The organism is Roseicella aerolata, from assembly GCF_020523605.1.
Lineage (GTDB): Bacteria > Pseudomonadota > Alphaproteobacteria > Acetobacterales > Acetobacteraceae > Paracraurococcus > Paracraurococcus aerolatus.
In genome coordinates this window covers 1-12,795 of sequence record NZ_JAJAQI010000019.1, presented here as the reverse complement: position 1 = coordinate 12,795, position 12,795 = coordinate 1, and the positions used below count along the sequence as shown (strand labels likewise).

General features: G+C 70.4%; 10 protein-coding genes. 4 read left to right on the top strand and 6 right to left on the bottom strand.

The window, feature by feature from the left end; all coding sequences use genetic code 11:
• Positions 1-81 precede the first annotated feature (81 nt).
• The 6 genes from LHA35_RS13695 to LHA35_RS13670 form a co-directional block, all read right to left on the bottom strand.
• On the bottom strand, positions 82-1,311 hold the full coding sequence (locus LHA35_RS13695; protein WP_226608836.1) for an ABC transporter substrate-binding protein: 1,230 nt from the start codon (positions 1,309-1,311) through the stop codon (positions 82-84).
• A 19-nt stretch (positions 1,312-1,330) separates the two neighbouring features.
• Positions 1,331-2,569, bottom strand: coding sequence for an ABC transporter substrate-binding protein (locus tag LHA35_RS13690; RefSeq protein WP_226608835.1), 1,239 nt, complete (start codon positions 2,567-2,569; stop codon positions 1,331-1,333).
• Between the two features lie 71 nt (positions 2,570-2,640).
• Positions 2,641-3,333 carry an ABC transporter ATP-binding protein gene (locus LHA35_RS13685; RefSeq protein WP_226608911.1) on the bottom strand — a complete coding sequence of 231 codons (693 nt, stop codon included), beginning with the start codon at positions 3,331-3,333 and terminating at the stop codon, positions 2,641-2,643.
• A 50-nt stretch (positions 3,334-3,383) separates the two neighbouring features.
• On the bottom strand, positions 3,384-4,160 hold the full coding sequence (locus tag LHA35_RS13680; protein ID WP_226608834.1) for an ABC transporter ATP-binding protein: 777 nt from the start codon (positions 4,158-4,160) through the stop codon (positions 3,384-3,386).
• Positions 4,161-4,633: 473 nt separating this feature from the next.
• The gene (locus LHA35_RS13675; protein ID WP_226608833.1) at positions 4,634-5,218 is read right to left on the bottom strand and encodes an amino acid synthesis family protein; all 585 of its coding nucleotides are present in this window, start codon (positions 5,216-5,218) and stop codon (positions 4,634-4,636) included.
• A 188-nt stretch (positions 5,219-5,406) separates the two neighbouring features.
• A complete protein-coding gene (locus LHA35_RS13670) occupies positions 5,407-6,606 on the bottom strand; it encodes an amidohydrolase family protein (protein WP_226608832.1) in 1,200 nt (399 codons plus the stop codon).
• A gap of 136 nt (positions 6,607-6,742) precedes the next feature.
• Here LHA35_RS13670 and LHA35_RS13665 point away from each other — a divergent pair, with 136 nt between their 5' ends.
• The 4 genes from LHA35_RS13665 to LHA35_RS13650 are packed head-to-tail and all read left to right on the top strand — an operon-like array spanning position 6,743 to position 12,637.
• Positions 6,743-7,606, top strand: coding sequence for an FAD binding domain-containing protein (locus LHA35_RS13665; RefSeq protein ID WP_226608831.1), 864 nt, complete (start codon positions 6,743-6,745; stop codon positions 7,604-7,606).
• A complete protein-coding gene (locus LHA35_RS13660; RefSeq protein WP_226608830.1) occupies positions 7,603-10,293 on the top strand; it encodes a molybdopterin-dependent oxidoreductase in 2,691 nt (896 codons plus the stop codon). The genes LHA35_RS13665 and LHA35_RS13660 overlap by 4 nt, the downstream gene beginning before the upstream one ends.
• Entirely contained in the window at positions 10,290-11,804 is a 1,515-nt protein-coding gene (locus LHA35_RS13655) for a 6-hydroxynicotinate reductase (RefSeq protein ID WP_226608829.1), read from the top strand. The genes LHA35_RS13660 and LHA35_RS13655 overlap by 4 nt, the downstream gene beginning before the upstream one ends.
• Complete coding sequence (locus tag LHA35_RS13650; protein WP_226608828.1) at positions 11,786-12,637, top strand: UPF0280 family protein; 852 nt, start codon at positions 11,786-11,788, stop codon at positions 12,635-12,637. Before LHA35_RS13655 ends, LHA35_RS13650 begins: the two co-directional genes overlap by 19 nt.
• Positions 12,638-12,795: the final 158 nt, after the last annotated feature.

Here is a 12,795-nt window from a genome sequence, read left to right as displayed (position 1 = left end):
TCCGTCATCCCTGTTGTCCGGCCGGGTATTCCCGGTCCGTTCGATCGGGGGCGGCCGTTTGTCGGCCACCCCCAAGCCGCATCAGCTGCGGACCAGCGGGCAGCCGCCCTCGGCCAGCGGCCGGAAGGCCTCCTCCGCCGGCGTGGTCTGCAGCAGCTTGTAGTAGTCCCAGGCGCCCTTGCTCTCGGCCGGGCTCTTCACCTCAAAGAGGTAGGAGGGATGGATCTTCCGCCCATCCGCGCGGATGGAGCCGGCGCCGAAGCAGTCGTCATCCGTCGGCATGGCCTTCATGCGCGCGACGGCCTCGGTGCCGGAGGCCTTGGCCTGCGCCACGCCCATATCGGCCGCGGCCTTCAGGTAGTGCAGCACTGCGGAATAGCAGCCGGCATGCGACATCGCCGGCATGTTGCCCGCCAGGTGCGGCCTGACCTTGTTGGTGAAGGCGCGGGTGCGGTCGTTGAGATCCCAGTAGAAGGTCTCGGTGCAGACCAGCCCCTGCGCCGCCTGCAGGCCGAGGCCGTGCACGTCGTTGATGAACATCAGCAGCACGGCGATCTTGGTGCCGCGCCGCGTCAGGCCGAACTCGGCCGCCTGCTTCACCGTGTTGATGGTATCCGCACCCGCATTCGCCAGGCCGATCACCTTGGCGCGGGAGGCCTGGGCCTGCACCAGGAAGGAGGAGTAGTCGGTGTTGCTCAGCGGATGCCGCACGGCGCCGACCACGCGGCCGTTCTGTGCCCTGACGAAATTCGCGGTGTCCCGCTCCAGCGCATGGCCGAAGGCATAGTCGGCGGTGATGAAGTACCAGGTGTCGCCGCCCGCCTTCACCATGGCGCCGCCGGTGCTGCGCGCCAGCATCCAGGTGTCGTAGGTCCAGTGCACCGTGTTCGGGCTGCACTGCGGGCCCGTGAGGTCGGCGGTTGCCGCGGTGCTGTTCAGATAGACCTTGTTCCTCTCCCGCACCACGCCGTTCACCGCCAGCGCCACCGCGCTGTTCGGCACATCGACGATGACATCCACGCCATCCCGGTCCAGCCATTGCCGGGCAATGTTGGAACCGACATCGGGCTTGTTCTGGTGGTCTCCGGCAACCACTTCCACATTGAAGCCGCGGCTGCCGAAATCCTGCACCGCCTGCCGCACGCAGGCGACGGAGGTGGGACCCGAGATGTCGCGGTAGACGCCGGACTGATCGTTGAGCACGCCGATCTTGATCGTGGCGGCCTGGGCGCGCGCCGGGCGCAATGGCAGGCCACCGAGGGCCGCGGTGGCGGCGGTCCCGGTGATCAGGGTGCGGCGGTCAAGGGTCATGTCCGGCATCTCCGGTTGGCTAGCTTCGCACGAAGCTGCAGCCGCCCTCGTTGAGTGGCCGGAAGGCCTCCTCCCCCGGGGTGGTCTGCAGCAGCTTGTAGTAGTCCCACTCCCCGCGGCTCTCGGCCGGGCTCTTCACCTCGAAGAGATAGGCGGGGTGCAGCTTGCGGCCGTCCGGGCGGATGGTGCCCTGGCCGAAGCAGTCGTCGTCGCAGGGCATCGCCTTCATGCGGTTCACCGCCTCGACGCCGCTGGCCTTGGCCTGGGCCACCCCCATATCGGCCACGGCCTTCAGGTAGTGCAGCACCGCGGCATAGCCGCCGGCGTGATTCATGCAGAGCGGCACGCTGATATTCGGCCGCACCCGCCGGGTGAAGGCGCGGGTACGGTCGTTCAGGTCCCAATAGAATGTCTCGGTGCAGATCAGCCCCTGCGCCGTCTGCAGACCGATGGCATGCACGTCCGGCAGGAACATCAGCAGCGAGGCGAGCTTGATGCCGCGCCGGCCGACCCCGAACTCGGCCGCCTGCTTGATGCAGTTGATGGTGTCCGATCCGGCATTGGCCAGGCCGATCACCTTCGGCCGCGCTGCCGCCGCCTGGACCAGGAAGGAGGAAAAATCGGTGGTGCCCGGGAAGGGCGTGCGCACCTGGCCGAGGATCTTGCCGCCCTGCGCGCGGACAAAGCCCGCCGTGTCGCGTTCCAGCGCGTGGCCGAAGGCGTAGTCCGCGGTGATGAAGTACCAGCTGTCCCCGCCTGCCTTCACCGTGGCGCCGCCGGTCGAGCGCGCCAGCATCCAGGTGTCGTAGGTCCAGTGCACCGTGTTCGGCGAGCACTTGCTGCCGGTGAGATCCGAGGTGGCCGAGGAGGTATTCAGGAAGACCTTGTTCTTCTCGCGCACCACGTCGTTGACGGCCAGCGCCACGGAGGACGCGCCACCATCCACGATGCAATCCACCCCGTCGCGGTCGATCCAGCCGCGGGTGAGGTTGGAGCCGACATCCGGCTTGTTCTGGTTGTCGCCGAAGACGACCTCGATATTGAAGCCGCGGCTGCTGAACTCCGCCACGGCCTGGCGGATGCAGGCGAGTTCCGTCGGCCCCGTCACGTCGCGATAGGTGCCGGAAAAGTCGCAGAGCAGCGCGATCCTGATGGTGTTTGCCGCCTGCGCCCTGGCGCTCCGCCAAGGCAGCCCGCCCGCGGCAGGCAGCGCCGCCGCGGCTTTCAGGACTGATCTCCGGTCAATGGTGCTCGTCATGTCTCCTGCTCTCCTCCCATCTGAAGCCGCTTCTTCTGGCGGCATTCGGTGCGGTCTCCCGGTCGCCCTTGTCAGACGCCCAGGTATTCATGCAGCCGGTCCATGGAGGCGGCGAGGTCGGCATTGGCGACCATGTCCACCACCCGGCCATGCTCCATGACGTAGTGCCGGTCGGCGACCGTCTGCGCGAAGCGGAAATTCTGCTCGACCAGCAGCACGGTGAAGCCGCGCTGCTTCAGTTCGCGGATCGTCCGGCCGATCTGCTGCACGATGACCGGGGCGAGCCCTTCCGAGGGCTCGTCTAGCAGCAGCAGGTTCGCGCCGGTGCGCAGGATGCGGGCAATCGCCAGCATCTGCTGCTCACCCCCCGAGAGCTTGGTGCCCGGGCTGTTCGCGCGCTCCTTCAAATTCGGGAACAACGTGTAGATGGTGTCGAGGTCGAGGCCGCCCGGCTTCACCACCGGCGGCAGCATCAGGTTCTCGGTCACCGTCAGGGTCGCGAAGATGCCGCGCTCCTCCGGGCAGTAGCCGATGCCGGCCCGGGCGATGATGTCCGAGCGCTCGTTGATCATCTCGCGCCCATTGAACATGATGCTGCCGGTGCGCTTGCCGACCAGGCCCATGATGGCGCGCAGCGTGGTGGTCTTGCCGGCGCCATTGCGGCCAAGCAGCGTTACCACCTCGCCCGGGCGGATATCGATGCCGACGCCGTGCAGGACGTGGCTCTCGCCATACCAGGCCTCGAGGTTCTTCACCTCGAGCATGGCCTGGCCGCTGGCGACGGCGGAACGGGTCGCTTCCAGGGTCGCGGACATCAGACCGGCACTCCCTCGGTAACGGTGTGAGCTTCGGTGCCGAGATAGGCGGCAATGACTTCGGGGTTCCTCGCGACGCTCTGGTAGTCGCCTTCTGCGAGCACACGACCCCGGGTCAACACGGTAATGGTGTCGCAGAGACCAGCGACCACCTTGAGGTTGTGCTCCACCAGCAGCACGGTGCGGCCGACCGCCACGCGCTTTACCAGCGCCACGATTCGGTCCACATCCTCATGGGCCATGCCGGCCGTCGGCTCATCAAGCAGCATCATCTGCGGCTCCATCGCCAGGGTCGTGGCGATCTCCAGCGCCCGCTTGCGGCCATAGGGCAGTTCGCCGGCCGGCAGGCGCTCGTAACCGGTCAGGCCGACATCGGCGAGCAGCGCGCGCGCCCGGTCATCATAGCGCCTCAGTATCGAATCAGAGCGCCAGAAATCGAAGCTGCCGCCCCGCTGCCGCTGCAGCGCCATGCGAACATTCTCCAGCACCGTCAGATGCGGGAAGACTGCCGAGATCTGGAAGCTGCGGACCAGGCCCAGCCGCGCCACCTCGGCCGGCTTCATGCCGGTGATGTCACGCCCATCATAGGTGATGGTGCCGCGCGTCGGCGGCAGGAACTTCGTAAGAAGATTGAAGCATGTGGTCTTGCCGGCGCCATTCGGGCCGATCAGACCATGGATGCTGCCGCGACGGATCTTCAGGGACACGTCGCCAACCGCGACGAAGCCCATGAATTCCTTGGTCAGCCCGTTCGTTTCCAGGAGGATGTCGGACACCCGGATCGTTCTCCCAATTGCGGCAGCCCCCTGCATCCCGGGCCTGAAAGCCCGATCAGTCCCAAGACCGGAATGCGCGTGAGCGGTTTCTGACGCATCCCGCAATCCCGGCACCGTCCTGGTGCGGCAGAGGCGCGGAATACCGTCCGTCGTTGCGGCAAGGTATGGCTGTCCCTCGCTCGCAATGCAAGGGAGGGGCCCGGATTCGGCATGGCGAGCAGCCCGGGACAGGCGTGCGAAACCCTGCGAGGAACCACCCGGCGAGGGCCCTCCCCGCCTCTCGCGCGCCCGTCAGACCGTGGCGCAGACCAGCCGGTCCGTCCCAGACCGGCAGTCCCGCGGGTCACGCTCCCCGCATCCGGTCGCGGGGCGGGGCCGGCGGCGGCCTGCGTCCGGGGCTGAACGCCTCACCGTCGCACCCCCGCCGGACGTGTTGCGTTGCGCACCGGCCATGGCCGTTCGCACCAGGCCCCCTAGCGGAGGCCGTCGCGTCCTTCGATCTGGTCCTTGCCGAGGCCGCCGATGCGGGGCAGCGGCCGCCCGCCATCGGTCAATGCCAGGCAGAGCAGGATTTCATGCGCTCGCGGCGCGTCCGGCACCCGCGCCTCGATCGCGTCGAAATGGCTGCGCACGAAGGCGGCATCCTTGTGCCCGAGCGGCACGTCGATGGCGGTGCCCAGCCCGCCCGCCTTCTTGGCCGAGGGGATCAGCGCCGGCCCCTTCCCGAGTGCGGCGCGCACCGGCGCGCCCATCTTCGGGTGCAGCAGCGCCGCGGCATGCTCCAGCTCTCCCGCCTCGCCCACCACCGCAGCCTTGCCGAAGCTCTCCACCCGCTCGCCCGGAATGCCGAGGGCGGCGATGGCGCGCTCCGCCAACAGGGCACCGAGTTCCTCTCCCTGCCCGATGAGTTCGGAGAGATCCGCCTCGAACCGGCCAGCGAAGGGGTTCTCTATGACCGCGCAGGCAACGGCGCGGCGAATCGGCGGGGAGAGGTCCCGGCGCATCTCGCGCCGCGTCTCGTCCAGGATGGTGACCAGCTTGCGGATGACGGCGGGCATGGGTGGCTCCTTTCCGATGCACGAGCTTGCCGCGCCCGGCCGGCCCTCGCCAGCCGTGCCGGGCGGCAAGTCTGGCCGGGCATCGCGGCGCCCGGCCATCGGGTCGCGCCGGCCGGCCCACCTGGCCCGCCATGCGTGTCATGCCGCGGAGGTGCGCAGGCCCGCGCGGCCCACGGGCTCTGCCGCATTCAGTGGCCGAGCAGCTCGGGCACCCGCTCCGCCGGCGGGGTATTGCGGCTGCGGCCGCAGCGCAGGGCGCCATCGATCATCACCGCGCCGATACCGGGAATGTCGCCCAGCTCGATGCTGTGCAGCAGGTCCCGCCCCGCCGTGTGCTGCGCCCGGTCGAGGAAGACCAGGTCGGCGGCGCGGCCCGGCTCGATGATCCCGGCATCCAGATTGCGGATACGGGCGGTGTTGCCCGTGGCAAGCGCGATGGCCTGCGCCGCCGGGATGCCGCCGAGCGAGGACAGCAGCGCGATCATCCGCAGGATGCCGAGCGGCTGCACGCCCGACCCTGCCGGGCTGTCGGTGCCAAGGATGACGCGGTGGAGCTGGCCGAGATCGCGCGCCGCCTGCACGGCGGCGATGGCCACCCTCTCATTGCCGTTATGGACGATCTCGATCGCCCGCGTGCTCCGCTCGCAGAGCTCGCAGACATGCCCCTCCGGCAACGCGGTATGCCCGCCATTGATATGGCCGATGATGTCGGCGTCCGCCTCCAGCACCGTGTCCTTGTCAATGAGGCCGCTGCCGGGAATGGAGGGGCCGCCGGTATGGATGGTGCTCTGGATTCCGTGCTTGCGGGCCCAGGCCACCATCTCCCGCGCCTCGTAGCCGGCCTTGACCGAGCCGAGGCCGACCTCACCGAGCAGGGTGACGCCGGCAGCGGCGAGCTCGGCGAAGTCGCTCTCGACCATGCCCTTCTCCAGCACCGGCGCGCCCGCCAGCACCTTCACCCCCGCTGGGCGGGCGTTGAAGAAGGCCCGCTGCGCGGTGATGGCCAGCGCCTTGAGGCCGGTAATGTCCCTGGGGCGGCCGGGCAGGTGCACCTCGCCGGCCGAGATCATGGTGGTCACCCCGCCGTTCAGGAAGCTCTCGACCCAGCCGATCTGGTTCTGCCGCGGGGTCCAGTCCCCGAAGACGGGGTGGACATGGCTGTCCACCAGGCCGGGGGAGACGGCGCAGCCATGCGCGTCGATCACGGCGTCGAAGGGGCCGCGGCCGGCGAGTTCGGCCCCGCGGCCAAGGCCGGCGAGCCTGCCACCCTCGATCAGGATCGCATCCGCCTCCAGCACCGGCGCAGCCAGGTCGCCCGAGAGCAGCAGGCCGATGTTCCGCACCAGGGTCCTGCCCTTCGCCGGTCCCGCAGACTGCTCCACCGCCATCGCCGCACCCTCCTTCGGGAGCCGGAAGCCTATCGAGGCCCCGGGCGGCGGCATAGCCCGGCACGGTCCGTTGTTTTTGCGGCAGCCCACCGCAGAGAGGTCTGGATTCGCGGCCGGACCGGTGCATGCTGATGGGATGACCGCCTACCGCCGCCCCACCAGCCTGCAGGAGGCGCTGGCGCTGCTCGCCGAAGCGCCCAGGCCGCCCCTCCTGCTGGCGGGCGGCACCGATGTGTACCCGGCGCGCGCCGCGGGCGAGGCCTGGATGCAGCCCAGCGACCGCCCCCTGCTGGATCTCTCGGCCCTGCCGGAACTGGCCGGGATCGAGGAGAGGGCGGACCATCACCGCATCGGCGCGCTGGTGACCTGGGCCGCGCTGCGGGATGCGGCCCTGCCCTGCTGGTTCGACGCGCTGCGCCAGGCGGCGGCACAGGTGGGCGGGGCGCAGGTCCAGAACCGGGGGACGCTGGTCGGCAATCTCTGCAACGCCTCCCCCGCCGCGGATGGCGTACCGGCTCTGCTGGCGCTGGACGCGGAGGTGGAACTGGCGGGCCGGCGCGGCACGCGGCGCCTGGCGCTGCGCGACTTCATTCTCGGCAACCGGCAGACGGGGCGGGCGCCGGATGAGATCGCCACGGCGGTGATCGTGCCGAAGGCGACGCCCGGCGCCCGGGCGCGGTTCGAGAAGCTGGGTGCCCGGGCCTATCTGGTCATCTCCATCGTCATGGTGGCCGTGGTGGTCGAGGCGACGGACGGGCGCATCGCCCGGGCGCGGGTCGCGATCGGCGCCTGCTCACCGGTCGCGCAGCGTCTGCCGGCGCTGGAGGCGGCCCTGACCGGACTGCCGGTGGAGGCCGCGGCTGCCATACCGCAGCCGGAGCACCTGGCGCCGCTCTCACCCATCGACGATGTCCGGGCAACGGCCGGTTACCGACGGCATACAGCCCTGGTGCTGCTGCGGCGCGCGCTCTCGGCACCGGCGGAGGCGAGGGCGGCATGACGGCGCAGGCAACCCTACTCTCGGTGAACGGCACGGCGCGGGCGGTTACGGCCCCGGGCGAGACCCGGCTGACCAGCGTGCTGCGCGATGCGCTGGGCCTGACCGGCACCAAGGTGGGGTGCGACGCCGGCGATTGCGGCGCCTGCACGGTGCTGCTGGATGGCGTGCAGGTCTGCGCCTGTCTGGTGCCGCTGGCCCAGGCGGAGGGGCGGAGCGTGACGACGGTGGAAGGCTTGGCGGCGACGGCGATGGGCGCCGCGCTCCAGCGCGCCTTCCTGCACCATGGCGCGGCGCAATGCGGCATCTGCACGCCCGGCATGCTGATGGCCGCGACCGAGTTGCTGGCCGCCAACCCGCGCCCGACCGAGGCGGAGGCGATGGCGTCGCTGGGCGGCGTGCTCTGCCGCTGCACCGGCTACCGCAAGATCCTGGAGGCGGTGCTGGCGGCGCATGGCTTCCTGGAAGACGGGCGTCCACCGATCATGCCGGCTGCGGGCTGCGCCGTGGGCAGCCGCATGCCGAGGGCGGATGGCCTGGCGAAGGTGACCGGCGCCGACCGCTTCGGCGCGGATGCGGCGCCCGCCGGTTCGCTCTGGCTGCGCGCGGTGCGCAGCCCCTATCCGCGCGCGCGCTTCGCCTTCGGGGACTGGGCGCCGCTGCTGGCCCGGCATCCGGGCCTCATCCGTGTGCTGACCGCAGCCGATATCCCGGGACGGAACGGCTTCGGCATCTATCCGGACATCAAGGACCAGCCCGTCTTCTGCGAGCGCGAGGCGCGGTACCGCGGCGACTGCCTCTGCGCCCTGGTAAGCGACCGCGCGACCCTTGATGCCATCCGCTTCGACGAACTGCCGATTACCTGGGAGGTGCTGGAGCCCGTCACGCTGGACGGCGCGCCGGGCGGCGAGGCACTGCACGCGCGCTGGCCGGACAATGTGCTGACCACTGGCCGTGTCGTCTCGGGCGACGCCGAGGCCGCGCTTTCCGCCAGCGTGCATGTCGCGGCGATCGGGATCGAGACCAGCTTCGTCGAGCACGCCTATATCGAGCCGGAGGCAGGCTGGGCCCGGCGCATCGGCCAGCGGGTGGAGGTCTTCGCCTGCACCCAGGCCCCCTATATGGACCTTGAGGAAGTCGCCGGCGTCCTCGGTATCCCGCAGGCTGCCGTCCGGATCATCCCCTCGGCCTGCGGCGGCGGCTTCGGTGGCAAGCTGGATGTCTCCATCCAGCCCATGCTGGCGGTCGCCGCCTGGCTGCTGGACCGGCCGGTGCGTGCGGTATTGCCGCGAAGCGAGAGCATGGTCTCCAGCACCAAGCGCCACCCGGCGCGGATCACGGCGCGGGCCGGCTGCGACGCGACGGGGCGGCTGACCGGCTTCGCTTTCGAGGGACTCTATGACACCGGCGCCTATGCAAGCTGGGGCCCGACCGTCGCCGGGCGGGTGCCGGTGCATGCCATGGGGCCCTATCGCGTGCCTGCCGTTGCCAGCCGGGCGCGGGCGATCCTCACCAGCAACCCGCCCTCCGGCGCTTTTCGCGGCTTCGGCGTGCCGCAGGCCGCGATCGCGCAGGAGGCGCTGTGGGACCGCCTGGCCGATTCGGTCGGCCTGGACCGGCTGGAGTTCCGCGCCCTGAACGCGCTGCGGGCCGGCGACACCACGGCAACGGGGCAGGTGCTGGAGCATTCGGTGGGGCTGGTCGCCTGCCTCGATGCGCTGCGGCCGCGCTGGCAGGCGCTGCGCGCGGAGGCCGCGGCCGCCAATGCCCGCGGCGGCGTGCGGCGGCACGGCGTCGGCATCGCCTGCATGTGGTACGGCATCGGCAATACCGGCATGTCCAACCCCTCCACCATGCGGGTCACCCTTGGGCCGGACGGGCTGGTGTTCCACAATGGCGCGGTCGATATCGGCCAGGGCAGCACCACGGTGCTGCTGCAGATCGCGGCCGATGCGCTGGGGCTGCCGGCCGGCGGTTTCCGCCTGGTGCTGGGCGATACGGACCTGACGGCCGATGCCGGCAAGACCAGTGCCTCCCGCCAAACCTTCGTGAGTGGCCGCGCCGCGGCGGCGGCCGGCAAGGCCCTGCGCGACGCCGTTCTGCTGCGGGCCAATGCCGGACCGGAAGCGAAGCTGGCATGGGACGGCAGCGAATTGCTGGTGGATGGCCGCCCGCTGGCGCTGGAGGCGCCGCTGGAAGGGATTGGCCGCTTCGATCCGCCGACCGTGCCGCTGGACGCCAACGGCCAGGGCATTCCCTATGCCACCTATGGCTTCGCGGCCCAGGTCGCGGCGCTGTCGGTGGACATGGAACTGGGCACCGTGCACCTCCGCCGCATCGTCGCGGCGCATGACGTCGGCCGCGCCATCAACCCAACTTTGGTCGAAGGGCAGATCCATGGCGGCATCGCCCAGGGGATCGGGCTCGCGCTGATGGAGGAATACCTGCCGGGCCGGACGGAGAACCTGCACGACTACCTGATCCCGACCGTCGGCGACGTGCCGGAGATCGAGTGTATCCTGGTGGAGGAGCGCGAGCCCCTCGGCCCGTTCGGTGCCAAGGGAATCGGGGAGCCCGCGCTGGTGCCGACGGCGCCGGCGATTTTCTCCGCCATCCGCGACGCGACGGGAGCCACGATCATGCGAATTCCCGCCCTGCCCCACCGCGTGCTGGACGCGATCGGGCGATGAGCACCGACCGGGAAGCATCATCCCGCGCGCGTGACCGCACGACGATCTTCGGCGCGCGCGAGGGCCATGAGGGCATTGTCCGCTGCGACGCCTGCCCCGTGCTCTGCCGCATCCGCCCGGGCCGCGCCGGCGCCTGCAGCCGCTACGCCAACCGGGACGGCGAGTTGGTGCGGACCGACCCGCTGGTGCTGATGACGCGCACGGTGGAGGCCGGCGGCGAGACCGTGCCCTTCCTGGAGAAGGCCGAGGACTGGGATGGCGGGATCGCCCCGCCGCCGCAGACCTTCGTCACCGCCATCGGCGCCGGCACCACCTATCCGGACTACAAGCCCGCGCCCTTCATCGTCGCCTCGAGGCATGAGGGCGTGGACACGGTCACCGTCGTGACCGAAGGCATCTTCAGCTATTGCGGGCTGAAGGTGAAGATCGACACCGACCGGCATCTGGGGCCGGAGACGGCGGCGGTGCGCGTGGATGGCGAGCAGATCGGCCATGTCACCACGGCCGAATACGGCAGCCAGATGCTGAGCCTAGGCGGCGTGCGGCACCTGACCGGCGGCAGCAAGAAGGAGGGCAACGTCACCTGCGCCGCCATGCTCGCGCTCTGCGAGAAGCAACCGGTCGAGGTGGCGATCGACGGCGGCGCAAGACTCGTGCTGCAGGCGGGCCGCGCGCCCATCGTGAACGGCGTGCCGGAACAGCGCATGCGGGTCGGCTGCGGCAGCGCCGCCATCGGCATCTTCGCCCAGCAATGGCACGGCCATGTGGACGAGGTGATCGTGGTGGATGACCACATCACCGGCGTGCTGTCCGAGCACCAGGCCGGGAAGTGCCTGGACGTGCCACCCACCGGCATCCGCGTGCGTGGTCGCCGCTCCACCCCTGGGCGGTATTTCCAGGTGGCGCATCCTGGCACGGGCTGGGGCGGGACCGATATCACCGACCCGCTCTGCGTCATCGAGAGCATCGACCCGAAACTGGCCTGGCCGGGCCTGCGCCTGCTGCTGACCAGCACGACAGGCGAGGATTTCCTCTATGCCGAGTTGGACGAGACGCTGCGGCCGGTCCCGGCGAAGGCGCCCGAGGCGGTGATCAGGACCGTCGAGCGTATCGGGGAGAATTGCGAGCCGGCGCTCACCTCCATCCTCTTCATGGCGGGCGCCGGCGGGTCCCTGCGCGCCGGCGTCACGGAGAATCCGGTGCTGCTGACGCGGGAGGTGCAGCGCAGCCTGGTTCGCGTGACCATCGGCGGCGCCCCCTGCTTCCTCTGGCCCGGCGGCGGCATCACCATCATGGCGGATGTGCTGCGCGTGCCGGAAGGCGCCTTCGGCCATGTGCCGACGCCGGCTCTGGTCGCCCCGATCGAATTCACCTTGCGTGCCGACCTCTATGCCCGGCTTGGTGGGCATGTGGACCACGCCGTGCCGCTGGAACGCGTGCTGGCGACCTATGGCGATTCGGCGCGGCAGGCGCCCTGGTGTTTGCAGAACCCATGGCCGACGCCCACATAGCCCTCCTGCCCGATGGGCGGCTGCACCTGCAGGAAGGACCGATCGACCTGGTCATCGGCCTGGATGGCACGCGCGCCGCCATCGCCGAGGCCCGCGCACGCGCCACGAGCGCCTTCGAGGGGCTGCTCGCCGCCCTGGTTGCGGAGTTGCCGCTGTTGCGCCAGCCCGTGGAGGCCGATCCACCGCCGGTCCGCGGCCCCGTCGCGCGGCGGATGGCTGCCGCCGTCTGGCCTTTCCGGCGGGACACCATCACGCCCATGGCAGCGGTCGCCGGTGCGGTGGCGGAAGAGGTACTGGAGGCGATCGCCCCCACCCCCGGGCTGGCGGCGGCGCATGTGAACAATGGCGGGGACATCGCGCTCTTCCTGGCGCCGGGCCAGGTGCTGCGCATCGGGCTGGTGCCGAGCCTGGTGCGGGCCGTGCCAGAGGGGTTGGTGCGCATTGCCGCCGCGGATCCGGTGCGCGGCATCGCCACTTCGGGCTGGCCGGGCCGCAGCTTCTCGCGCGGCATCGCGGATGCGGTGACGGTGCTGGCAGCAACCGCAGCGCAGGCCGATGCGGCAGCGACCGTGATCGCCAATGCGGTGGATGCCGAGCATCCGGCGGTGCACCGCGCACCGGCGAACTCGCTGGATCCCGATAGCGACCTCGGTGCGTTGCCGGTCACCATCCAGGTCGGCCTCTTACCACGGGCGGTGATCGAGGCGGCACTCGATGCCGGCGATAGGTCGGCCGAGACGCTGCTGCAACGCGGCCTGATCCATGGCGCGCTGCTGGTGGTGAAGGATGCGATGCGTGCCGTGGGAGATGGGTGTTTCCTGCCGGCTTGCTGACCCGGGCCGGCTTCCGGCCTGGCGGGTGGGTCCGGGAGATTGGTCCCGCTTAGATCATCCAACAAAACGCGCTTTGGCGCGTTGTGTGGGGTATGGCGAAGCCCCTTGTACCTGATGACCTCTGGGCGGCCATCGCACCGCTGCTGCCGCCCGTGAAG